This is a genomic window from Comamonas sp. (genome assembly GCF_009360615.1).
Taxonomy (GTDB): domain Bacteria; phylum Pseudomonadota; class Gammaproteobacteria; order Burkholderiales; family Burkholderiaceae_C; genus Comamonas.
Map to the genome: position 1 here is coordinate 128,966 of NZ_SPEY01000006.1, position 22,331 is coordinate 151,296.

The 22,331-nt window shown below is 62.4% G+C and carries 19 protein-coding genes and 1 tRNA gene; 11 read left to right on the plus strand and 9 right to left on the minus strand.

The genetic code is table 11. The features are described from left to right. The first annotated feature begins 18 nt into the window (after positions 1–18). Positions 19–438, plus strand: coding sequence for a YeeE/YedE family protein (locus tag E2583_RS01675; RefSeq protein ID WP_291592579.1), 420 nt, complete (start codon positions 19–21; stop codon positions 436–438). A 74-nt stretch (positions 439–512) separates the two neighbouring features. Here the strand turns inward: E2583_RS01675 and E2583_RS01680 are convergent, their stop codons facing one another. After that, on the minus strand, positions 513–1,433 hold the full coding sequence (locus tag E2583_RS01680) for a LysR family transcriptional regulator (protein WP_291592581.1): 921 nt from the start codon (positions 1,431–1,433) through the stop codon (positions 513–515). 175 nt (positions 1,434–1,608) lie between these two features. Here E2583_RS01680 and E2583_RS01685 point away from each other — a divergent pair, with 175 nt between their 5' ends. After that, a complete protein-coding gene (locus E2583_RS01685; RefSeq protein WP_291592583.1) occupies positions 1,609–2,280 on the plus strand; it encodes an orotate phosphoribosyltransferase in 672 nt (223 codons plus the stop codon). Continuing rightward, positions 2,277–3,533: a hydantoinase/carbamoylase family amidase gene (locus E2583_RS01690; protein ID WP_291592585.1), complete on the plus strand. Its 1,257-nt coding sequence runs from the start codon at positions 2,277–2,279 to the stop codon at positions 3,531–3,533. The genes E2583_RS01685 and E2583_RS01690 overlap by 4 nt, the downstream gene beginning before the upstream one ends. A gap of 141 nt (positions 3,534–3,674) precedes the next feature. On the opposite strand, the gene E2583_RS01695 is transcribed toward E2583_RS01690, so the two are convergent. Together E2583_RS01695 and E2583_RS01700 are read right to left on the minus strand one after the other, a co-directional pair. Next, positions 3,675–5,300 (minus strand): FAD-dependent monooxygenase, encoded by a 1,626-nt coding sequence (locus E2583_RS01695; protein WP_291592586.1) that lies wholly within the window; start codon positions 5,298–5,300, stop codon positions 3,675–3,677. 29 nt (positions 5,301–5,329) lie between these two features. Continuing rightward, positions 5,330–6,328: a tripartite tricarboxylate transporter substrate binding protein gene (locus E2583_RS01700; RefSeq protein ID WP_291592587.1), complete on the minus strand. Its 999-nt coding sequence runs from the start codon at positions 6,326–6,328 to the stop codon at positions 5,330–5,332. Positions 6,329–6,417: 89 nt separating this feature from the next. Between E2583_RS01700 and E2583_RS01705 the strand changes: the two genes are divergently transcribed. The 4 genes from E2583_RS01705 to E2583_RS01720 all read left to right on the plus strand — a co-directional run bounded on the left by E2583_RS01705 (position 6,418) and on the right by E2583_RS01720 (position 11,747). After that, positions 6,418–7,326 (plus strand): LysR family transcriptional regulator, encoded by a 909-nt coding sequence (locus E2583_RS01705; protein WP_309467466.1) that lies wholly within the window; start codon positions 6,418–6,420, stop codon positions 7,324–7,326. A 298-nt stretch (positions 7,327–7,624) separates the two neighbouring features. Then, positions 7,625–8,104: a sigma-70 family RNA polymerase sigma factor gene (locus tag E2583_RS01710; RefSeq protein ID WP_291592617.1), complete on the plus strand. Its 480-nt coding sequence runs from the start codon at positions 7,625–7,627 to the stop codon at positions 8,102–8,104. A gap of 1 nt (position 8,105) precedes the next feature. After that, positions 8,106–9,059 carry a FecR domain-containing protein gene (locus tag E2583_RS01715; RefSeq protein WP_291592589.1) on the plus strand — a complete coding sequence of 318 codons (954 nt, stop codon included), beginning with the start codon at positions 8,106–8,108 and terminating at the stop codon, positions 9,057–9,059. A gap of 135 nt (positions 9,060–9,194) precedes the next feature. Further along, complete coding sequence (locus E2583_RS01720; protein WP_291592591.1) at positions 9,195–11,747, plus strand: TonB-dependent siderophore receptor; 2,553 nt, start codon at positions 9,195–9,197, stop codon at positions 11,745–11,747. 420 nt (positions 11,748–12,167) lie between these two features. Here E2583_RS01720 and E2583_RS01725 read toward each other — a convergent pair. The 3 genes from E2583_RS01725 to E2583_RS01735 form a co-directional block, all read right to left on the minus strand. Further along, positions 12,168–12,244 (minus strand) — tRNA-Val (locus E2583_RS01725). 105 nt (positions 12,245–12,349) lie between these two features. Next, positions 12,350–14,581, minus strand: a complete 2,232-nt coding sequence (locus E2583_RS01730; protein ID WP_291592593.1) for a bifunctional (p)ppGpp synthetase/guanosine-3',5'-bis(diphosphate) 3'-pyrophosphohydrolase — start codon at positions 14,579–14,581, stop codon at positions 12,350–12,352. Next, the gene (locus E2583_RS01735) at positions 14,578–15,594 is read right to left on the minus strand and encodes an alpha/beta hydrolase (RefSeq protein ID WP_291592595.1); all 1,017 of its coding nucleotides are present in this window, start codon (positions 15,592–15,594) and stop codon (positions 14,578–14,580) included. Before E2583_RS01735 ends, E2583_RS01730 begins: the two co-directional genes overlap by 4 nt. Positions 15,595–15,669: 75 nt before the next feature. Between E2583_RS01735 and E2583_RS01740 the strand changes: the two genes are divergently transcribed. Then, positions 15,670–16,452, plus strand: coding sequence for a 3-hydroxybutyrate dehydrogenase (locus tag E2583_RS01740; protein WP_291592619.1), 783 nt, complete (start codon positions 15,670–15,672; stop codon positions 16,450–16,452). 145 nt (positions 16,453–16,597) lie between these two features. On the opposite strand, the gene E2583_RS01745 is transcribed toward E2583_RS01740, so the two are convergent. Further along, complete coding sequence (locus E2583_RS01745; protein WP_291592597.1) at positions 16,598–17,347, minus strand: SIMPL domain-containing protein; 750 nt, start codon at positions 17,345–17,347, stop codon at positions 16,598–16,600. A gap of 312 nt (positions 17,348–17,659) precedes the next feature. On the opposite strand from E2583_RS01745, the gene ompR reads away from it, so the two are divergent. The 3 genes from ompR (at position 17,660) to E2583_RS01760 (ending at position 20,529) form a co-directional block, all read left to right on the plus strand. After that, on the plus strand, positions 17,660–18,391 hold the full coding sequence (gene ompR / locus E2583_RS01750) for a two-component system response regulator OmpR (RefSeq protein ID WP_003055820.1): 732 nt from the start codon (positions 17,660–17,662) through the stop codon (positions 18,389–18,391). Between the two features lie 178 nt (positions 18,392–18,569). After that, positions 18,570–20,072, plus strand: coding sequence for a sensor histidine kinase (locus E2583_RS01755; protein ID WP_291592606.1), 1,503 nt, complete (start codon positions 18,570–18,572; stop codon positions 20,070–20,072). Positions 20,073–20,133: 61 nt separating this feature from the next. Then, complete coding sequence (locus tag E2583_RS01760) at positions 20,134–20,529, plus strand: GFA family protein (RefSeq protein WP_291592607.1); 396 nt, start codon at positions 20,134–20,136, stop codon at positions 20,527–20,529. A gap of 34 nt (positions 20,530–20,563) precedes the next feature. Here E2583_RS01760 and ispF read toward each other — a convergent pair whose 3' ends face one another. Then, a complete protein-coding gene (gene ispF, locus E2583_RS01765) occupies positions 20,564–21,046 on the minus strand; it encodes a 2-C-methyl-D-erythritol 2,4-cyclodiphosphate synthase (protein ID WP_291592608.1) in 483 nt (160 codons plus the stop codon). Between the two features lie 150 nt (positions 21,047–21,196). Further along, entirely contained in the window at positions 21,197–21,961 is a 765-nt protein-coding gene (gene ispD / locus E2583_RS01770; RefSeq protein ID WP_291592621.1) for a 2-C-methyl-D-erythritol 4-phosphate cytidylyltransferase, read from the minus strand. Positions 21,962–22,331: the final 370 nt, after the last annotated feature.

Here is a 22,331-nt window from a genome sequence, read left to right on the forward strand (position 1 = left end):
TCGCCACAAAGGAACATCATGATCCCCAATATTGCAGCCTTGCTTTGCGGGCTTGTGTTCGGTCTGGGCCTGATTCTCTCGGGCATGGGCAACCCCGCCAAGGTGCAGAACTTTCTCGATTTTTTCGGCCGCTGGGATCCCTCACTGGGCTTCGTCATGGGCGGCGCCATCACGGTCGGCATGATTGCCTTCACCTGGGCCAAACGCCGCAAGACGGCGCTGCTGGGCGAGCCCATGCAACTGCCGACCAGCACCGTCATTGATCGCACGCTGCTGACGGGCTCCGCCCTGTTTGGCATCGGCTGGGGACTGGCAGGCTTTTGCCCCGGCCCGGCACTGATGAATCTGGCGACGCTCACACCACAGGTCTGGCTGTTTGTCGCCGCGATGCTACTGGGCATGCGGGCACACCATCGGTGGACATCGAGGAAAAACTGAAACTCGCAGCGAGCAGCTCGTGCGTTCCCCCGATGGGCTGCCTGGGGCAGGCACGCCGCCTGCGCCGTCGGCCTTCAGTCTTGCGGCATCAAGGCCTGGGCAAAATGCCGGGCCGGAGCCGGCAGCTCTGCAAAGCTGATGGCATACAGCTGAAGGCTGCGCTCCGCCCAGGCATCGGTCAGCGGCACGGCATGCAGAGCGCGTGCCTCGCCCAGGCGCTGGTAGGCGCCTTCGGGCATGACCCCCACGCCCAGTCCGCACTCGATCATCCGGCACATGGCACTCAGGCTGTCGACCTCGATGCGCTGGCGCAGCATGCGCCTGCCCGCGCGGGCCTGCCGATCAAGCATCTCCTGCACGATGCTGCTGTCGCGCAAGCCGATCTGGGCATAGTCCAGCGCTTCTTCATAGGCCAGCTCCTGATGGCGGGCCAGAGCATGATCGCTGGGCATGATCAGCACCATGCGCTCGCGCCGGTAGGGCATGGACTCCAGCCCCTCGACTTCATCGCTGGGGCTGCAGACGCCAAGATCAGCCATGTGATCGCGCACGGCGCGTGCGACCGAGCGGCTGGTCGCCTGGCGCAGATCAATGCGGATGTCGGGATGATGTTTCACGAAGATCGCAATATCCTCGGGCAGAAACTGCTCCACAGCCGAAGCATTGGCACTGAGACGCACCAGCCCGCGTATGCCGCGCGCATATTCGCCCAGGTCGTCGCGCAAATGCTCGACCCCCAGAAGAATCGTGCGCGCATGCGCCAGCAGCAACTCTCCGGCAGGAGTCGGACGCACTCCGCGGGCATGGCGCAACAGCAAGGGCGTGCGCGCCAGGGATTCCAGTTCGGCAACACGCTTGCTCACGGCCGACGCGACCATGCCGCCCTGTTCGGCCGCACGCGCAATGCTGCCGCATTCGCAGATCAGCACGAACAGATCCAGCGATGAAAGGTCGATCTGGCGCAGAAAGCTGCGCGGCGAAGTGAAGTCGGACATGGTCAATGGCCGGCGGGCACTTGAAGGCGCAGCCGGGGATTTCGGCAAAAGGTACCCGGTCACGCCCAGGCACAAAGCACGAGCCATCTCGTTTTGGAACGGCTCGAGGAATTTTAGCCACTTCTTGCCGCAGGCCTGGCTACTTAACATGCCCGCTTTGCAAACACACACTCACATGCTTCTTTCCGCTTCCGACGCGCCACGCGTTGCCCAGGCCCTGGTCGGCCTCGGCGCTGTACGCATTGCTTCGCATCAACCGTTTATCTATACCTCGGGCTGGGCCAGCCCGGTCTATGTGGATGCGCAAGTCCTGATGTCCGATGTCGCACTGCGCGGTGAAATCATGGACATCGCGGCCCGCTGCATGCGCCCTCTGATTGCTGCACGCGGCATCAATGCCATCGTGGGAACCGAAAGCTCGGGCATTGCTTTTGCCGCATGGCTGGCCGAGCGACTGGCGCTGCCCATGCTGTACCTGCGCAAGCGCCCGGTCGGCTGGGACATCACGGCCCAGCTCGAAGGTCGACTGCCCGACAACGCCAAGGTCCTACTGGTGGATGACGTCACCACCGACGGCCGCTCCAAGGCCGGCACGGTTGCCGCCTTGCGCCGCGCCGGCCCCGTGGTAGAGGACGTGCTGGTTCTGCTCGACTATGCGCTCTATGCCTCCCAGGCCGGCACACTTGCCGATCACGCCTTGTCCCTGCACGCCCTGGCAACCTGGAATCAGCTGCACGAAGCACTGCTGGCGAGCGGACAGCTCAGTGCGGAGCAAAAAGCCACTTTGGCGGACTTCTCGGCCTCGCCTGTGGACTGGTCCATCCGCCACGGAGGCAGCGGAGCATGATGGCCTGCAACACCCTGACGGATACCAGCGCACTGGCGCAAGCCTTGCTCTCGGAAATTCGCGAAGCCACCCGTGACGGCCTTGGCGTCACCCGCGAAAGCTATGGCGAGGGCGAGACTGCCGCGCTGCGCATACTTGAGGATCGGGCCGAAAATCTGGGTCTGAGCCATGAATGGGATCGGGCCGGCAATCTGTGGCTGAGCCTGCCTGAAGAAAACCGTGCCGAGCCTTTTGTCGTAGTTGGCTCGCATGCCGACTCCGTGCCGCAGGGCGGAAACTTCGACGGGCTGGCTGGCATTGTCGCCGGCATGCTGATGCTGCTGCAGCTGCGCGGCCGCCACGAACAGGCACCGCCGCTGCGCGTGCTGGCCCTGCGTGGCGAGGAAAGCGCTTGGTACGGCAAGGCCTATCTGGGCTCTCTGTCCCTGCTGGGCAAGCTACCTGCCGCCACATTGAAGCGGCCTCACCGCGATGGCGTCGGCATCCTGAGCGAAGCCATGTCGCGCTGCGGAGCCGATGTCGATGCCATTGAGCGCGCCGAGCCGCTGCTCGATCTCGCGAACGTCTCAGCCTATCTGGAACTGCATATCGAGCAGGGTCCGGTCATGGTCAATCGCGGCTGGCCGGTGGCCCTGGTCACCGGTATCCGCGGCAATGTCCGCCACAACCTGATCCGCTGCATCGGTGAAACGGGCCACTCGGGCGCCGTGCCGCGCTGGTTGCGCAAGGATGCATTGCTGGCGGTTGCCGAACTGCTGTCGCGCATGGACGAACACTGGCGCGTGCTGCTGCAGATGGGCATGGACATGGTGATGACCACGGGCATCTGCTCCACCTCGGCACAATCGCATGCTGTTTCCGTCATTCCCGGCGAAGTGGCATTCAGCTTTGAGGTGCGCAGCCAGGACACCCAGACCCTGGAGCGCTTCTACACCCTGATGCGCGAAGAGTGCCAGGTCATAGAGCGCGCCCGCGGCGTGCGTTTCGAGTTCGACGAGCGCCTGTTCACCGAGCCAGCCACCATGGACGCTGCCTGGCTGAACCGTCTGGAAGCGGCCGCCGGGCAAGGCGTGAAGCTGGAGCGCATGGCAAGCGGTGCCGGCCATGACGCAGCGGTGTTCGCCAATGCCGGCGTACCGTCGGCCATGGTCTTCATCCGCAACGAACATGGCTCTCACAACCCCCATGAGGCCATGGAAATCAGTGACTTCCTCGCAGGAGTCGATCTGCTGACCCGCGCGCTGATGGACTGAAGCTGGCCGGCCTCGGCGGAGAACGTCCGCGCGTTGAGAGCCGTACGGCCGCCTGCTGCCGGGACCGCAGTTCCGGTTGCAGGCGGTCTCGCCCACCACCGCAGGCGGACGTGGCGAAGCGCATCGCGCTGTTCGCGATGTTCAGATCACTGACTCGAGCACGGTTTCCACCTCCTCGCTCGAAAGGAACTTCGCGTTGGTTGTCCAGGCCACAAATGCGTCCGGGCGAACCAGGATCACATCCGATTCATAGCGCGCGAACTCATCCGTTCTGGTGGTTTCGACAATGGTCAGGGGCAGCTGCTTGATGTCGGCCATATAACGAAACGTCTCAAGCGTTTGCGCGGGCGTATCGGCTGCCACCAGCGTGTAGCCCTGCCCCAGATGCTCGAATATATTCCGACCATCACCGAGCGCGGCCGGAGCCAGGTGGTGACCGGCACGTGCCGTGAATATATGCGAGCCCTTGGCGCTGCAATTGCCTACGGCCGACGCCTGAGCGCTGCGCACAATGGGAGAGCCCTCATAGTTGGGCTCGAAAGCATGCACCTCGCCTGCGGCCCCACTCGCCCTCTGATTCCAGGCAGCTTCAAAGGCGCTCCTATCCTTTTCCGGATCAAAGCTGTCCAGAAACTGGTGATCGGTCTCTATGGACTTGGCAATAAAGTCGTCAATGGTGGATCTGAATACCGGGCGGCGTTCCCGGTCATAGGAGTCCAGCAATGTTTCGCTGCCCCAGCCTTTCAGCACGGCTGCCAGCTTCCACCCGAGATTGCGTGCATCTTCCAGGCCCGAGTTCACGCCATAGCCGCCATAGGGAGGATGGCTGTGCGCGGCATCGCCGGCGATGAAGACCCGGCCTGAGCGATAGCTGTCGGCAAGCATGAAGCGCAGATCCCAGAAGCCCATATGCTCGAACTCGACATCGAAAGGCGCTCCGACAGCATCTTCCAGATAGGCCTGGAAGTCGAAGTTGTCTGCCGTGGTTCCCGGTGGCACTGGCGCATGGAAGAACCAGGTATTACCCAGATCGACGCGACCGAAGAATTTCCAGTAGCCCTTGAGCTCAGGCTGGAGCACGTTGTAGTAGGACTTGCCGGGAAAGCGCTCGAGCAACTTGTGCAGTCCCTGTGAGCGAAACACGAGCAGTACCATGAGGCGGTCATGGTCGGTCTTGGTCTGGGTGATGCCTGCTTGCTGGCGCACGCCCGAGCGTGCTCCGTCACAGCCGACGACATAGCTTGCGCGCAGGGTCTTGCCAGCCGATCCGTTCTTCTCGGACAGCGTGACACTGACGCCCTCTTCGTCCTGCTGCAGGGTGTCGAAGTTCCAGCCGTACAAGGTCTGTATGGCGGGCAGCTCGGCAGCCCTGTCGCGCAGAACCGCTTCCGTCGCATACTGGGGCAGACGCTCGTTCGCCTTGAAATAGAACGGCTTGACGAGATCGCGCTGCAGCCAGTCGTAGGCATATGGGCCCAGCAAACTGCCATACGCCGTCAGACCGCCGATGCCGTATTCGGGCGGAATGGTGCGAGCTGCGCGAAGCTGCTTTTCCGCACCCCAGGCGTGGAAATGCTCCATGGTGCGCTGGGTCAGGTTCTGCCCCTTGGGAATCGGTTGCGGCTTGGCGTAGCGCTCCACGACGATACAGCGAATGCCGCGCTGACCCAGCTCTATCGCCAGCCCCATGCCCACGGGGCCGCCGCCCACGATGACTACATCTGCATCCTTGCCTGACGCTGGTGTCTGATTGACTTGCATATTCATATTCATTTGATCTTCTTGTTATGGCTGGCTTATTCGGCAGTAATGCCTTGGGTCTTGATGAGATTGCCCCAGCGCCTGGCATCGGCTTCGATCAAGGCCTGAAAGGCTTGGGGAGTGCTGTGTTGGGGCGTCATGCCCTGGGACTCGAATGCTTTGGCAACTTCAGGCTGAGCAAGAATGCCCTTCAGGGCTTCGTTGATGCTGCGCACAAACTCTGGGGGCAGACCCTTGGGACCCAGCAGGCCATACCACATGTCCACGTTCATATCGCCCAGGTTCAGACTCCTCAGCGAGGGCACCTGAGGCAAGAGCGGGGATGGCGTGTCTGAACTGATCGCAAGCGCACGGAGCTTGCCTGCCTTGATGTGCTGCAAAGCAACGTGGATAGGGAGAAACATCAGATCAATCTGCCCACCCAGCAAGTCCGTCAAGGCCGGGGCCGTGCCGCGATAGCTGACATGTGTGAGCGATATCCTGGCTTTGCTCTTGAGCAGCTCTGTTGCCAGGTGGTGAGGGGTTCCCGCACCGGGCGAGCCATAGTTCAGAACGCCAGGATTTTTCTGTGCATAGCCGATGAGTTCCTTCAGATCCGTGATCCTGGATTGAGAGCCCGTGACAAGCACCAATTGACCTACGCTGGTCTGGCTGATGGCGCTGAGATCGCGAACCGGGCTATAGCCCATCTTGGGGTAGAGCTCGGTATTCATCACCAACGTATTCACGGTAACAAGCAAAGTCGCGCCGTCGGGAGTGGACCGGACTACCTCCAGGGTACCGATATTGCCCGAGGCCCCTGGCTTGTTGTCCACGATGAAGGGGCGCTGAAAGCGCTCCGAGAGCTTGGGACCGATGACCCGGGCAATCAGATCGATGCCTGTGCCTGGCGTGAACGGCACAACCAGCCGCACGGGAGCTTGCGTATTCGCGAATGCCGAACGTCCGGGTGAACCCGTGGCGGCAGCGGCTGCCAGGGCAAGAAGTGCTTTGCGGCGGCTGAAGGCCGGCCGTCCTTCCCAAGAGGTGTGCATGATGTCTCCTTGTTTTCTGTGCTGCAATTGCACTGCGTTCATTGATCTGAATCAAACGGGAATTTCTGGTGAATTCATCATCAAAGCTGATTAATGTGGGAAGCCGTCAACTGCAGGCGTTTCTCGAGATATGCCGGTGCGGCAGCTTTGCGGCAGCGGCTGAGCGCATTCATCTGTCGCCGTCGGGGGTCAGCATGCTGGTCAAGGAACTGGAGCGCCAGCTCGGAGTCCGACTGTTCGAGCGCACCACACGTGCAGTGACATTGACGGACGCTGGCCGGCTGCTGCAACCCCATGCCGAAAGGGTCGTGGCGGAACTGCGGCAACTGGGTGTGGCCCTGCAGGGCAGCTCCTCGGCGGCTCGCTCGACCCTGACCATCGCCGCAACGCCTGTGATTGCCACCTGTCTGCTACCGAAGGTGGTGGCTGAGTTTGCACGCAGGCACCCCGAGGTGCGAATCCAGGTCATGGACGGGAGCCTGGACTCGGTTCGGCAAGCGGTGCTCGAAGGACATGCCAACATGGGGATTGCCTTTTTTGTGAAGCCTGCCGCCGGCCTGCTCAGAGAATCCGTGTGCAGTTTCCGGCTCATGAGCATCGGTCCCGGCGAGAGGCGTCGCAACCCGGCGATCCAGACCCGCAACTGGAAATCTCTGGACGGCCTGCCCATGATTGCGCTGCCGATCTCCAACCCGATTCAGGCGCTGATTGACAAGCATCTGCCGAACGCCAAGACCAGCCAGCAGGAGCGGGCAGAGATGAATTTTCTGGGCACCATGATTGCCATGGTGAAAGCGGGGCTGGGCAACGCCGTCATACCGTCCTTCATGACGGAAGAATGCCGTCAGCAAGGCTTGAAGATTGCGATGCTGACCGAACCTGCCGTTCACCTGAACATGTATGTCGCACTGCGACGCGGAGCAGATCGGCAAGCTGCCGAGACCCAATTCATAGCAACCTTGAAAACGCAGATCGCCAAGTCCGATGAGCTGGAGTGATCTCGCGCCAGCGTTTCCAACCGCCCTACGTGCCCAGCTCTTTCTCTGCGGAGTCTTGCGCCTGCGCAGCAGCGCCGCAACAGGGGTCAGGCAGTTTCGATGGACCACTCCTTGTCTGCGGGGGGATTCGCAGGCTCCGGTCCCGACCCTGCGCTCGTGCCGGGGCATGCATGCAGCAAGAACCACGCCAACGAATGAGAATAGGTATCATTTGTGTAGAATCCGGGGATTCCCAATCACCAGAAGACTCTCCGTGTCATCCCCAGCCAACAGCATCGCCAGTGACGCACTTGGCAGCATGTACACACTGCACAACCGCTGGCTGACCGGCTGGCTGCAGCGCAAACTGGGTGACCGCCATGATGCGGCGGACCTCGCGCAGGACACTTTCACACGCATCTGGGCAACCGCAAGATCGCAGCCCATCGAGGACATCCGGGAGCCGAGAGCCTATCTCACCACCGTCGCGAGACGCCTGATGATCAACCACCTGGAGCGCAGGTCGCTGGAGCAGGCCTATCTGGCCTCGCTGCATCTGCTGCCCGAGGAGACGGCACTGTCTGCCGAGGCTCGCGCCATCCTGCTGGAGACGCTGGAGGAGCTGGATCGATTGCTCGCCGAACTCCCGGCCCAAGTGCGCAGGACATTTCTGCTTTCCCAGCTCGAAGGGCTGTCCTACGACGAGATTGCAGCGCAGATGCAGCTGAGTGTCCGCACGGTCACGCGTTATATGGCGCAGGGCTTTCGGCAATGCCTGCGCGTGATGCTGGATGCCTGACATGCGCATTGCAAATGCCCGCCTGCTCGATGAAGCCGCGCTCTGGATGGCTCGCCAGTATGCACCCGACTTCAGCGAAGCCGAGCTGGCCGAGCTCCTCCGATGGCGCAAGCGCAGTGCCGATCACGAGGAAATCTGGCAACACATGGAACAGCTGAAGTTCCGCATGGACGGCGTACCTGCCAAAGTCGGCATGGCCGTACTGGATCGTGCGCGGGCGGACAACCATCGCCGGCGCATGCTGCGTACCACAGCGCTTGCCTTGGCGACGCCCATGCTGGGCTGGTTCTCCTATCGTCAGCTGCCTTGGCAGATCTGGAATGCGGACTTCAGAACGGCCACCGGCGAAACACGCGAGGTGATGCTGGCCGACTCCAGCCAAGTGCTGCTGAACACCGCCTCGGCCATCAGCGCCCGCTTCGACAGTGCGGCGCGGCGGGTGCGCCATCTTGCTGGCGAGATTCTCGTGCAGACCTCTCATGCAAGCCGCTATCAGTCCTTGCCGTTCATCGTCGAGACCGGCGACGGCGAGCTAAGGGCCCTGGGCACCAGATTCATCGTGCGCAAGCATGCGCAAAGCACGGCGCTGTCAGTACTGCAAGGAGCGGTTCAGGTGATGCCCAGCCAGGCCACGCAGACACTGGTCGTACAGGCCGGCGAACAAGTGAGCTTCGATGCCTTCCAGACAGGCTCGGCCACCCCGCTGCCGCCCCAGGCCGACGCCTGGGTCCGAGGCGTGCTGCATGCGCACAGCATGCGTCTGGTCGACTTCCTGGCAGAGTTGCAACGCTACCGCCAGGGCGTGCTGCGATGCGACCCCGAAGTGGCCGAGCTGCGCGTTTCAGGGGTATTCCAGCTTCGCGACACCGATCGCATTCTGCAGTTGCTGACACAGACCCTCCCGGTACGCGCGCAGGAGCGCACGCGCTACTGGGTGACGCTCACTCGCTCCTGAAGCACCCCGGCCCCACGCCGGCATGCCGAAACCCAGCCCGACTCACCATTTTTGTCCATTGCTGTCCGGTTTTTCATTCTCGCCTGTCAAGCACATCAAGACCCATTCATTGATAGCCAACGAGGACTGACAACCATGCCTGCAAAGCGCTCACCGAACTCCGACACACATTCCCCTGCCAAGCCGGCACACACGGTCACCCTCGCCGTCAATGGCGCACTGGCCGCTGCCCTGGGTACCGCGACACTGGGCCTGTACACGCCTGCGGCCCACGCCGCAGAGCCGGTAGCCCGCACCGCAGAGCAGACCTATCGGATCCCTGCGGGTCCGCTCGGTCCCGCACTGATGGAGTTTGCCACTGAGGCAGGCGTCAACCTCAACCTTGACCTGAACGCGCTCAAGAATCTGCGGACCCCCGGTCTGTCGGGTTACCACACCATCGAGGGCGGCTTTGAGCGCTTGCTGGAAAGCGCAGCGGGACTGCATGTCCGCCGGGTGGGCACGGGCAACTACGCACTGGAAGCCGCACCGGCTGCCAAGGCAGCGGCTGCTGCTTCCAATCTTCAGGCCGATATCTCCGCATCTGCGGACACATCCGGTGCACCGGAACTCGCAGCCGTGACGGTGACGGCTCGCACCCAGAACAATCTCGTGGCCCCTGCTCGGCAGATCAGTCTTCTCGAAGGCGAAGAGGTACAGCAGCTCAGACAGGGCTCGGACAGCCTCGCGACCGTGCTCAGCAAGGTGGTTCCGGGCATGGCGGACTCCAGCCACACCATCACGGACTATGGACAGACGCTGCGCGGCCGGAACATGCTGATCCTGGTCGACGGCATTCCGCTGAACACCAACCGCGACTCCTCGAGAAACCTCGCCAACATCAATCCTGCCGACATCGAACAGATCGAGGTGCTGCGAGGCAGCAGTGCCATCTACGGCAGCGGGGCGGCAGGCGGTATCGTCTCCGTGCGCACCAAGCGCCCGTCGGGCGAGACCAGGGCCGAGACGGTGGTGACCGGATCGTCGCCGCTGTTCAGGCCCAAGGGTGCAGGGCTCGGTGCCGAAGTCCAGCATTACCTGTCGGGCGGTGGCGAGGTCGTCGACTATTCGGTCAGCCTAGGTGCCAAGCATCTTGGCGGCTCATTCGACGCCAAGGGAAACCGTATCGCCCCCGAGCCCAGCCAGGGAGACTTGTTCGACTCCGGCATCTACAACGCATCGGCCAAGATAGGCTTCAAGCTGGATGCAAACCAACGGCTGCAGCTTTCCGCCAGCCACTACAACGCCAGCCAGAACACGGACTATGCGTCCGACCCCTCGGTGGCTCGCCTGCCCGCAGGCAGCGCTGCCGCCAGGCCGGTCAAGGGCCTGGTGCTTGCGGATCAGAACCAGATCAGGAACACCATGCTGGGACTTGACTACGAGAACCGCGATCTCGCAGGCAGCACCCTCGCGGCTCAGCTCTACTACCGGGATTTCTACACGCGCTTTGCACCCTTCGACGCCCGAGCCGTCGCGGTCCGGGGTGCCAACGTCGATCAATCGATGCAGAACTCCGATGTCTTCGGCGGACGCCTGACCATCAAGACGCCGCTGGGACAGGAGAAAAATTCCCTGCTGATCTGGGGTGCGGACTTCCATCACGAGCGCACCGACATGCCGATCGATATCTTTGACCCCCAAGCCTACGACGCCAGCAAAGGCCTGGTGTTCCACAAGATCGGACGCCTGACCTACATGCCGCCGGTCACCACGCGCAGCATCGGAGCCTTTGCGCAGCTGCAGCACAAATTCACCGACCAATGGTCGCTGGAAGGCGGCGCCCGCTACGACCGCGCCCATGCCAGCTTCAGCGACTTCACCCCCTTGTCGCAATCGAAGTTGCCCAATCCCCAGTCGGTGGCGGGCGGCACCGTCAAATATGGTTCGTGGACCTATAACCTGGGCACGGTTTTCGCGCCCACCAAAGGACACGAGCTCTATGCCTCATACAGCCAGGGCTTCGAGCTGCCCGATATCGGGGTCGTGGTGCGCAATGCCACGGCAGGCTTCGATATCGGCAACTCCAATCTGCAGGCCGTCAAGACCAATACTGTGGACATCGGCTGGCGCGGGAAATTCTCGAACGTCATCGCCAGCCTCGGGGCCTTCCAATCACGGTCCGACCTCGGTGCCGTGCAGAGCTTCAACAACGGGCTCACCCTCCTGCGAACGAAGGAAAAAATCCACGGACTCGAAGCCAGCCTGGACTATTTCAGCGACGATGACCGCTGGCTCGGCGGCGGCAGCCTGACCTGGATGAAAGGACGCGAGCTGCCACAGGGCTCGGGCCTTTATCAAAGCATGACGGGCTATCGCATTCCACCTCTGAAGCTGACTGCCTATCTGGAATATCGCCCCAGCGCCCGCTGGAGCCATCGAGTCCAGGCGACTTCCTATGCTTCCAAGGATTACCGCCTGGACGGCAGGACCAGCTTCGGCCGCTACGACACCAAGGGCTACACCACGGTGGACCTGATCAGCCAATGGAAGATCGACCCGAGGAACCGCGTCTCACTGGGCGTGGAAAACTTGTTCAACCGCCACTATTTCCCGCTGTACAGCCAGCTGCTGCGCAGCAACAACAACACCAGCCGCCTTCCTGCAGCTGGCACCGTCATTCGAATCAGCTATGCGCATACCTGGTAGCAGTGCCTGAGCAGTCCGAGCGGCCTGCAGCCACAGCGTTTGATCTGCAGGCATTGCCGCAGATGCGGCCACCGGCCTCGTCACTGACGTTCCGTCGATATTTCAGCCAGCCGCCTCTGGAGTTCTGCGGCCGGCCTGAAGCAGACAAGCAGCGCTTTCCGCTGCTGCCGGGCGTGGGTCTGGGGCCTCTCGGCGAGCGCCTCGGATCACGCAGCAGTTGATGAGGTCAGGCAGGAGACACTGTGACGCGGATGTGCAGATAAGGTCTCTGTCAGGCAGATACAAACCTTTTCGCGCAAAAGAGCAGCCTCAGAAACACCGATGACCAGTCGATACGACACAAGCGCTCGAACCCCAAAAACAAAAAATCCCGCATGGAGCGGGATGTTTTTGCTGCAGACTCTGGTTTTGTCTGCACGTTGGTAGGCGCGATTGGACTCGAACCAACGACCCCCACCATGTCAAGGTGGTGCTCTAACCAGCTGAGCTACGCGCCTGTTGTTCTGTTCGATGAAGCAATTGTAGCACGGGTTTCCCACTCATTTTTTGAGAGCTAACATTTTCTTGTCATCACGCACCGACAGCTGCAATCGGAACTGATGTCAGCGCCTTCTGGCCGAGCGAACGCCGGAGACACCGGCGACGATGCCGAGCACCTTGTTGAGACGCCCAGAGTCCGCCACTTCCACGGTGAAGGTCATCCATGCCGTTCCCTTGACGGACTGGGTCTGCACACCGATGACATTGGTTTTCTCGCGTGCAAACACGTCCGAGATGTCACGCAGCAAGCCCTGGCGGTCGGCCGCCTCCACTGCGACGTCCACGGGATACACCGGTCCGCCCTTTTCCACATGCTTGGGAGTGCCCCAGTCGACCTCGATGACGCGCTCGGGGCTCTTGGCCTTCATCTCGCGGAAATTCGAGCAATCGCAGCGGTGCACGCTCACGCCCTTGCCACGTGTCACAAAGCCGCCGATCTCGTCCGGCGGAGCGGGCTTGCAGCATTTGGCCAGCTGCGTCATGAGCGAATCGACGCCCACCACCAGCACGCCCCCCCGCGAGGAGTCATGACCACGTGCCTTGCGCACCGGGCTGAACGCATCTTCCTCGGATGGCTCTTCGCTGGGTCGCAGCACGACTTCGATATTGCGCAGCGAATACTCGTCCTTGCCTACGACCTCAAACAGCGCATCGGCAGACTTGAAGCCCAATTGTGCCGCCAGCTCCTCGAGCTTGACCGCCGTCTTGCCCTCACGCTGCAGCAGCTTTTCGACGGCCTCGCGCCCGCGCGACACGGTTTCATGCGTGGCCTGGGCATTGAACCAGGCCCGCACCTTGGCCTTGGCCCGGTTGCTGACCAGGTAACCGAGCTCGGCATTGAGCCAGTCGCGGGAGGGGCGGTCCTCCTTGGCCGTGTTGATCTCCACCGTCTGGCCGCTTTCCAGCGGCGTGTTCAGCGGCACCATGGCTCCGTCCACACGCGCACCACGGCATCGATGGCCCAGGCTGGTGTGCACCGAGTAGGCAAAGTCCACCGGCGTGGCTCCCTGCGGCAACTCGATCACTGCCGCATCGGGCGTCAGCACATAGATGCGATCCTCGAACAGTCCACGCTGAGCCGATCCCGTCAGATCGCTGCCCCATGCCAGCAACTGACGCAGCACGGCAATCTTGGCGTCATATTCGCTGGAGGCCGACACGCCCGCATAGCCCTTGGTGCCAGCCTCCTTGTAGGCCCAGTGCGCGGCCACGCCATGTTCGGCATGATCATGCATGGCCTGGGTACGGATCTGGATCTCGATGGTGCGACCGGTTTCATCGCGCACCACAGTGTGCAGCGACTGATAGCCGTTGGGCTTGGGTTTGGCGATATAGTCGTCAAACTCCTTTTCCAGGGGCGTGAACTGCTCATGCACCCAGGACAGGGCGGCATAGCAGTCCTTGACCGTGGGCACGATGACGCGCATGGCTCGGATATCGAAGAGCTGGTCAAAGCTCAGCGACTTGCCGCGCATCTTCTTGACGATGCTGTAGATGTGCTTGGGACGCCCCTGAACGGAGGCGCTGATGCTGTGCGCACGCAAGTCGGCCTCGAGGCGCGCGCGCATCTGCTCCATATAGGCTTCGCGCTCGACCCGCTTTTCGTCGAGCAGACGTGCGATCTGGCGGTAGGTGTCGGGCTCCAGAAACCGGAAGGCCAGATCTTCCAGCTCCCATTTGATCTGCCAGATGCCCAGACGGTTGGCCAGCGGCGCAAACACATACAGCGCTTCGCGCGCGATACTGGGCGAGACCGGACTCTTCTCGGCCGCATAGTAGCGCAGCGTCTGCAGGCGCGACGCCAGGCGCAACAGCACCACGCGCAGATCCCGCGAGAATCCCAGCAGCATCTTGCGCACATTCTCGGTCTGCGTTGCCACGCCATCGACATGCTGGCTGCTCAACTCGGCATCCCGGGCCTGCTGCTGCACACGGATGAGCTTGATGGTCTCGACCGCCAGGGTCGCAAAATTATCGCCAAACGCCTTGGCAATCACTTCCTGCGGCTTGTTCAGGTGTACGCTGGCGTGCACCAGATAAATGGCTGCCTGCATGGTTTCCGAGCCACCAATCTTCTTGAGGATGGCGGCAACGGCGTCGGCGTGGGTCAGGGTGTTCTCGCCGGTTTCCATGACTTCGCCGGCGATCAGCGGTTCTGCGAAGGCACGGGCGCGTGCCAGCGCATTGACCTGATCGGGCAGAACCTCGGAGGTGGCGGTTATCAGATGCGGCGTGGGCTCCGTGAGCTTGGGTGCGGCGTCAGAGACGGTGGTTACGGTATCGCTGGTCTTCATGCAGCTTCCTCTTGGGCCTGCTGCGCGAGACTGATGCTCGCTGGCAGGCCCTTATCCCCTTGTAAAAACTTTTGTATCAAAGCCACTTGTCCCGGCACGACCAGCGTTGGAGCATGTCCCACGCCCTCCAGTTCCGCGCAGTGCGCTCTGGGGCCACGCTCGGTCATGGCTTGGGCGGTACGTCTGGAAAGCAGATCGGACTCGGCCCCTCTGACAAGCAGGACCTGTGCCGTGATCTGGTCGTAAAGCTGCCAGAGCAAGGCCTCACCGGCCTGGGCGGTCTCACGCGTCATCTGGGCCATGGGCACCGCAATACGGGGGTCGTAATGCAGCACCACGCCCCCTTGGGGATCTGGCTTGATCATGGCCTGCGAGAGCCGGCACCACTGCTCATCGCTATGTGGGCCGAATCCCTCGGAAATCAAGCGCATGGCGGCGGCAGCGCTCTCGAAGTTGGGAAATTGCAAGCTTTTTCCGACATAGGAGCCAATGCGCTCCAGCGACTCCCACTCAATCGCAGGGCCGACATCGTTGAGCACCAGCCGTCGCACCGGCACCGGCAGCGGCAGACCGGGCTGGCCCACGATGCCCATGCCGATCAGGCCGCCCATGCTGGTGCCGACCCAGTCCAGGGTTTCAATCGGCGCCTGAGCATGCAACCGGGCCAGCAGCGCCAACATATCGGCCGCGTACAGCGGCAGCTGATAACCCATGGGGTCGGCCAGCCAGTCGCTTTCGCCGCGTCCCACCACATCGGGGCAGATCACGCGGGCAAAGCGGCTGAGCTCGGCGGCCAGCACATCAAAGTCCCGCCCCTGGCGCGAAAGGCCATGCACGCAGACGATGACATGAGGATGTCTTGGATTGCCGGTACGGTTCCACTCCCAGTACGCCATGCGGTGGGTGCCCTCGGGTTGAGCCCCAAGCTGCTCCCGGCGCTGAGCGCTGGCCCAGGTGGGAGCCATTGCAGAGGCTCCGGGACACGATACGTAATTCAGCGTAGGTTGATTCATGGAGAACGTGTTTTCAGGACCGGGGCCGATAATGGCTGTGTCGCATCGTAATTCATTCGGAGACCTTGTATGTCCATGTTGAAAGGCAAAACCGCTCTCGTGACAGGATCGACCAGCGGAATCGGCCTGGGTATCGCCATCGCGCTCGCACGTCAGGGGGCCAACATCGTGCTCAACGGCTTTGGCGATGTCGAAACACCCCGCAATCAGGTACTGGATGCCGGCAAGTCGGCCGGCATCCAGGTCGGCTACCACGGCGCGGACATGAGCAAGACCGCCGAGATCGAGGCCATGATGAAGTACGCCAGCGCCGAGTTCGGCCGCGTCGACATCCTGGTCAACAACGCCGGCATCCAGCATGTGGCCAAGGTGCAGGACTTCCCCGTGGAGAAGTGGGATGCCATCCTTGCCATCAATCTCAGCAGCGCCTTCCACACCACGCGCCTGGCACTGCCCGCCATGCAGCAGGCCAACTGGGGCCGCATCATCAATGTGGCTTCGGTGCACGGTCTGGTCGGCTCGGCCGAAAAATCGGCCTATGTCGCCGCCAAGCACGGCATCGTCGGCCTGACCAAGGTGACGGCGCTGGAAAACGCCACCACCGGCGTGACCTGCAACGCCATCTGCCCCGGCTGGGTTCTGACGCCACTGGTGCAGAAACAGGTGGATGCCAAGGCCGCCGCCCAGCACATCAGCAATGAAGACGCCACCCGAAAGTTGCTGGGCGAGAAAGAGCCGTCGATGCAATTCACCACGCCCGAAGAGCTCGGCGAGCTGGCCGTCTTCTTCTGCTCGGCTGCGGCCAACAATGTACGCGGCGTGGCATGGAATATGGACGGCGGCTGGGCTGCTCAGTAGCCACCGAGAGGCCTGCGCCCATGCTTCTACTAATTAGATAGCATCTGGCGCTTCCCTCAAGCCATATTCATCATTAAATCATGATGAAAATCAAAGAGGAGCAACGCAGGTTGCTCCTTTTCAAATGAACCCGGCGCAGATTCGATCACTGCATCTGAATCGAGCCGCCGACAGTGACTGTCACCTCAGCGCGGTCCGCCTCCACGGGCACGGGTGCGGCGTCGGAATAGCTGGCCTTGGCCATGCTCATCATGCGCGGGCGCGGCATGGGGCGCACGCTGCCGCCGTTGCTGTTCACACTGACCTCTCGCAGGCTGTAGCCCGCAAAGCCGAAGCTCTTGGAGATGGCCGCTGCACGCTGGCGGAAGTTCTCGATGGCCTTGGCCTGCGCCTCGCCCTCCACCTTCTCCCGCGCCTCGCGCGAGAGGCCGAAACCCATGCCGGCCAGCGTCATGTCCTGCACCTTGGCCGCCGCCTGGGTGATGCGCACAAAGTCACGCCCCTGCAGCACGATTTCGGCCTGACCCTGCCAGCCTTCGATTTTGCCGTTGTTGCCATAGCGCGGCGAGATAGAGAAATTGCCCGTGCTCAGCTCCATCTGCCCGCCTTGCGCATCATGGCGCAGCATGGTCATGGCGGACTCCACGATCTTCTGCAATTGGGACTGCACCGAAGCGGCATCGCGACCATCCTTGGTGGCAGACAGCGTCGCCGTCATCCAGTCCTGCTTGACCCCCACCGTACCCTCGGCCGACAGCTGCACCACATTGGCAGGTCTTTGCGCGTCACGCGCTGCGGCCTGCGCCCAGACATTGCCACCGGCACAGGCCGCAGCCAGCGCGAGCGCGGCAGCCGCAGTGCGAGAGGAAGAGGAAGACTTGGAAAATTGATTCATGCGGTTCACCTTGTAAGTAAATCAGGCCATGCAGATACATATGCATTTCACCATTGCGCAAAGTCGCTGCGGTGCTGTCTGTCAGCCCAGAGTGTGACTTTATGTACGAATAGCCAACATTAGACACACCAATAGAACAAACACTGAAACAATAGGGCAAAATACTCGTGAAAAGTTCCTCAAGAAACATTTATTGTTCTATATACAAACGCAACAATCGTAACAAGTAGCAAGACTTGGGCTTGTTTTGCTGGATTTTTCGGATCTAGCGATAACAATGGGCCAGTTACAAATAAATCGACAAGGACGATCATGGCAACGACGAACAACCGTACTGACAAGATCCTCGTGGTGGATGACGATGCACGCATCCGCGACCTGCTGCGCCGCTATCTGACGCAGGAAGGCTTCGAGATCATGATTGCCGAGGACGGCAAGGCGCTCAACCGCATCCTGCTGCGCGAGACTGTCGACCTGATCGTGCTGGATCTGATGATGCCCGGCGAGGACGGCCTGTCCATCTGCCGTCGCCTGCGCTCGGCCAACGACCGCACGCCCATCATCATGCTGACCGCCAAGGGCGAGGACGTGGACCGCATCGTGGGTCTGGAAGTAGGTGCCGACGACTATCTGGGCAAGCCCTTCAACCCGCGCGAGCTGCTGGCCCGCATCCATGCCGTGCTGCGTCGCCGCCCGCCTCAGGAAGCGCCGGGCGCGCCCTCGGGCGACAACGAAGTGGTCACCTTCGGCCCCTTCACCTTCGACCTGGGCACCCGCGTGCTGCAGAAGAATGGCGAGGAGCTGCCGCTGACCACGGGCGAATTCGCCATGCTCAAGGCCTTGGTGCGCCACCCGCGCCAGCCGCTGTCGCGAGAAAAGCTGGCCCTGCTGGCCCGTGGCCGCGAGTTCGAGCCCTTCGACCGCAGCCTGGACGTGCAGGTCTCGCGCCTGCGCAAGCTGATCGAAGAGGACGCTGCCGCACCACGCTATATCCAGACCGTCTGGGGCGTGGGCTATGTGTTCGTACCCGATGGCATGAACTGATACTGCCCGCCTCCATTGCAACAAGCCGCCCCCTGCGCGGCTTGTTGCGCTTGGATGCCGGCCGTAAGTCAAGCTCTTTCGACAATCACCACCAGATAGACACTTTTTGGACAAACCGTAACCCGAGTTCCCCATATTGGGCGTACCCTCGGGTTCAGTTGTTTCCGCATTGCTGTTCATGAGCGCTTTTCACCATCCGCCGCCCGACGCCACCAGCCCCGTACCCCTGGAGTACGAGCGGCGCAGCACGGCGCGCTCCCCTGTGGGGCTGAACCTGTTCTGGCGCACTTTCTGCCTGCTGGCCCTGCTGCTGGTGGGAAGCATCCTGGCCTGGCTGCAGACATTGCGGGCGCTGGATTTCGAGCCGCGCACGCTGCAGACGGCCAAGCAAGTGGCCTCACTGGTCAACCTGAGCCGCGCTGCACTCGAGCATTCGGACGCGATCAACCGTGTCTCCCTGATCAAGACCATGGCCGACCAGGAAGGCGTGCGCATTCTGCCCCGCGAGCCTGGAGATTCTTTCGAGCTGCTGGAACAGAACGCCCTGGGGCAGAAGCTGACCGAGGAGCTGACCACGCGGCTGGGCTACGGCACCGTGGTGGCGCGCAGCGTCAACGGGGAGCCCGGCCTGTGGGTGGGCTTCACCATCAACGGCGACCGCAACTGGATGCTGATGGATCAGTCGCGCTTCACTCCCGCCAGCGGCCAGACCTGGCTGATCTGGCTGATCACCGCCGCCCTGCTGTCGCTGATCGGTGCAGCCGCCATTGCCCGCCTGATCAACCGGCCGCTCAAGCAGCTGTCTTATGCGGCCAACCGCGTGCGCGAGGGCGACTTCGACGCCAGCCAGCTCGACGAGGAAGCCGTGACCAGTGAAATCCGCGAGGTCAACATCGGCTTCAACCGCATGGCGCAGAAGCTGGCCAAGCTGGAGCAGGACCGCGCCGTGATGCTGGCCGGCATCTCCCACGACCTGCGCACGCCGCTGGCACGGCTGCGCCTGGAGACCGAGATGAGCGTCTATGACGATGTGGCGCGCGAGCACATGGTGGCCGACATCGTGCAGCTGGACGCCACCATCGACAAATTCCTGGACTACGCCCGCCCCGATCATCGCGTCATGCTCAGCCCCGTGGACCTGCATGCCGTGGTCGCCTCCTGCGTCTATGCCGTGCAGGACCACCGCGAACTGCAGATCACCATGAACGTGCCGGAGGATCTCTATGTCATGGCCGACGAGGTGGAGCTGGCACGCGTGATCTCCAATCTCTTTGAGAATGCACGCCGCTACGGCAAGACCCCGTCCACCGACACGACCGAGGTGGACGTGGTGGCCAAGGAAAGCGAGAAATGGGTGGTCATCCGCATCCGCGACCATGGTAAGGGCGTGCCTGCCGAGCAGCTGGCCAGCCTGACGCAGCCCTTCTTCCGCGGCGACACTGCGCGCACGGCTGCCGCAGGTGCGGGCCTGGGGCTGTCCATCGTGGACAAGACGGTTCAGCGCATGGGCGGCATGTTTGCCCTGTCCAACTCATCGACCGGCGGTCTGGTCGCGCATCTGCAGCTGCAGCGCGCCATGGGCGTGACGGCCGGTGCGGCACCCGAGCAGCGCCTTCAGCGTCCCCAGGTCAAGCGCAATCTGCCACGCGACAAGAAAGACGAGGAAGCTGGGGAAGATTGAATCGGCCCGCCTCCATGCACAATCGGCATCGCCTTTTCAACCATCTGCCGGAGAGTTCAACATGCAAGCCCGATGCTTGTGCAAAGCCGTTCTCGTCACCGCACCCGACACCCACGAAGTTCATGTCTGCCACTGCAGCATGTGCCGACGCTGGGGAGAAGGCCCCGCCTTCACCCTGCATGGCGGCACGGCAGTGCAGACCAGCGGCCCGGTCACGCGCTATGCATCCTCGCCCTGGGCCGAGCGGGTTTTTTGCAGCAGTTGCGGCACCCACCTCTTCTACCGCCTGCTGGCCAGCAACGAGCATTTTCTGTCCGCCGGACTGTTCCAGGACGCCCGGGACCTGAAACTGGCGCAGCAGATCTATATCGACGAAAAGCCCGACTATTACGCGCTGGCCAATGACACCCCGACCCTGACCGGGGCCGAAGTGCAAGCCCTCTACGGCGATTCATGAGCGGCATTCGCCGCGGCCATGCTGCCAAGCAGGGTCAGCCAGCCCGAACCAGCAAGGCCACTGCACGGGCCTCCATGGCCTGCTGCTGGCCCACGGGCCCCAGCTTCTCGGCCGTCTTGGCCTTGACGTTGACCTGCTCCACATCCAGGCCCAGCACCTGGGCAATGCGCTCGCGCATTTTCTCGATATGGGGTGCCAGCTTGGGTGCCTGGGCCACGATGGTGCTGTCGATATTGCCGATCTCGAAGCCCTTGGCGCGCACGCGCCGTGCCGCTTCGGCCAGCAGCACGGCGGAGTCCGCCCCCTTGAACTGCGCGTCGGTATCCGAGAAATGGCGGCCGATATCGCCCAGCGCCGCAGCGCCGAACAGCGCATCGGTGATCGCGTGCAGCAGCACGTCGGCATCAGAGTGGCCGAGCAGCCCCAGGGTATGAGGCACTTCGACACCGCCGAGAATCAGCTTGCGCCCTGGAACCAGGGCATGCACATCCCAGCCTTCACCAATACGAAAATTCATAAAAATCCTTGTCAAACCCTTGCCCATAAATTACAAGGCGCTATCAAATTAAATACTATCTGTGCCGTTCCGGGTCGGGCACGGCATTCTGCCGATGGCGATGCCCACCGTGCGCTCCGGTACGCGCGAGCCCTGCCGATGCCAAACCGTCTAGCCACGCGCCTTGCGCTGCAGCAGCACGGCCTCGGCCAGCGCGAAGTCGTCGGGATATGTCACCTTGAAGTTCTGCGCACCACCCGGCACCAGTCTCGGTGAGTGACCGGCCAGCTCCATGGCGCTGGCTTCGTCGGTAACCGCAGCACCCGCCGCCTGCAGCGCCGCCAGCAAGGCCGCGATACGGAACATCTGCGGCGTCTGAGCCAGCCATTTGTCGCTGCGCTCCACCGTCTGGGCCACGCGCGCCGGACCCGCGTCGGCGGACTGCTGCTTGAGGGTGTCGGGCAGCTTCAGCGCCAGCAGCCCTCCCACCGCATCGGGCAGGCAGGCATCGATCAAGGCATCGATCTGGGCCGGCGTGACCAGGCAGCGCGCCGCATCATGCACCAGCACCCAGTCCTCGCCGCTGGCCCCCATGCGCAGCAACTCCTGCAGGCCGTTGCTCACGGTCTGGGCACGGGTGGCTCCGCCACAGGCAGCAATGCCGAGCCGGGTGTCCATGGCGCGCCCCTGCCAGAACCCATCGGAATCAGAGACCACCAGCAGAACCCGGTGCATGCGCTCCACCGCCAACAGGGCGGACAGCGTGTGCATGACCATGGGCTGGCCCGCAACGTTCTGGTATTGCTTGGGCAGCTCGGGGGCCGGGGAATCTGCGGCAATGGCGCGCAGACCGACGCCCGCGCAGGGAACCAGCCCCCAGCAGCGGGGTTCAGTGGCTGGCGACGCCGCCGAAGCGCTTGCCTGGTCGTCCGTGATGGACTCCGGCGAGAAAAACCGATCTGTCATGCACAGTATTTTAGAATCAGCATTCCATCCGAAAGCCCGCGAAACCCATCGACGACCTGCTTTGGGCTTGCATCGCCTTGAGGTGTCCCCATTTTGAGTGAATGCGCCGCCAACCCTCAGCTCCGCGCTGATTGGGCTGTGAGCCCTGCCTTCGATGGCCGGACTCGTCCGCATTCAATCTGTCCCCATTTTTTGCACCCAGCCCGCTCCTGCGCGTCGCTGCCTGCGTTTGTCTGTGAAAATCCATGCAACTGCCCAAGCTCACCCCCGGTAAACGCTTTCACCTGCCCCGCCCTGTTGGCAGCGCCGACGCGCTGCTGCTGGCCAGGCTGGGCGAGCG

Excerpts from the sequence above, each read along its gene's own strand:
- E2583_RS01710 (WP_291592617.1), top strand. The coding sequence starts at position 7,625 with ATGTACACACTGCACAACCGCTGGCTGACCGGCTGGCTGCAGCGCAAA.
- E2583_RS01720 (WP_291592591.1), top strand. The coding sequence starts at position 9,195 with ATGCCTGCAAAGCGCTCACCGAACTCCGACACACATTCCCCTGCCAAG.
- ompR (WP_003055820.1), top strand. The coding sequence starts at position 17,660 with ATGGCAACGACGAACAACCGTACTGACAAGATCCTCGTGGTGGATGAC.
- E2583_RS01680 (WP_291592581.1), bottom strand. The coding sequence starts at position 1,433 with ATGTCCGACTTCACTTCGCCGCGCAGCTTTCTGCGCCAGATCGACCTT.
- E2583_RS01760 (WP_291592607.1), top strand. The coding sequence starts at position 20,134 with ATGCAAGCCCGATGCTTGTGCAAAGCCGTTCTCGTCACCGCACCCGAC.
- E2583_RS01685 (WP_291592583.1), top strand. The coding sequence starts at position 1,609 with ATGCTTCTTTCCGCTTCCGACGCGCCACGCGTTGCCCAGGCCCTGGTC.
- E2583_RS01740 (WP_291592619.1), top strand. The coding sequence starts at position 15,670 with ATGTTGAAAGGCAAAACCGCTCTCGTGACAGGATCGACCAGCGGAATC.
- E2583_RS01730 (WP_291592593.1), bottom strand. The coding sequence starts at position 14,581 with ATGAAGACCAGCGATACCGTAACCACCGTCTCTGACGCCGCACCCAAG.
- E2583_RS01755 (WP_291592606.1), top strand. The coding sequence starts at position 18,570 with ATGAGCGCTTTTCACCATCCGCCGCCCGACGCCACCAGCCCCGTACCC.
- ispF (WP_291592608.1), bottom strand. The coding sequence starts at position 21,046 with ATGAATTTTCGTATTGGTGAAGGCTGGGATGTGCATGCCCTGGTTCCA.
- E2583_RS01715 (WP_291592589.1), top strand. The coding sequence starts at position 8,106 with ATGCGCATTGCAAATGCCCGCCTGCTCGATGAAGCCGCGCTCTGGATG.
- E2583_RS01700 (WP_291592587.1), bottom strand. The coding sequence starts at position 6,328 with ATGCACACCTCTTGGGAAGGACGGCCGGCCTTCAGCCGCCGCAAAGCA.
- E2583_RS01690 (WP_291592585.1), top strand. The coding sequence starts at position 2,277 with ATGATGGCCTGCAACACCCTGACGGATACCAGCGCACTGGCGCAAGCC.
- E2583_RS01745 (WP_291592597.1), bottom strand. The coding sequence starts at position 17,347 with ATGAATCAATTTTCCAAGTCTTCCTCTTCCTCTCGCACTGCGGCTGCC.
- E2583_RS01695 (WP_291592586.1), bottom strand. The coding sequence starts at position 5,300 with ATGAATATGCAAGTCAATCAGACACCAGCGTCAGGCAAGGATGCAGAT.
- E2583_RS01675 (WP_291592579.1), top strand. The coding sequence starts at position 19 with ATGATCCCCAATATTGCAGCCTTGCTTTGCGGGCTTGTGTTCGGTCTG.
- E2583_RS01735 (WP_291592595.1), bottom strand. The coding sequence starts at position 15,594 with ATGAATCAACCTACGCTGAATTACGTATCGTGTCCCGGAGCCTCTGCA.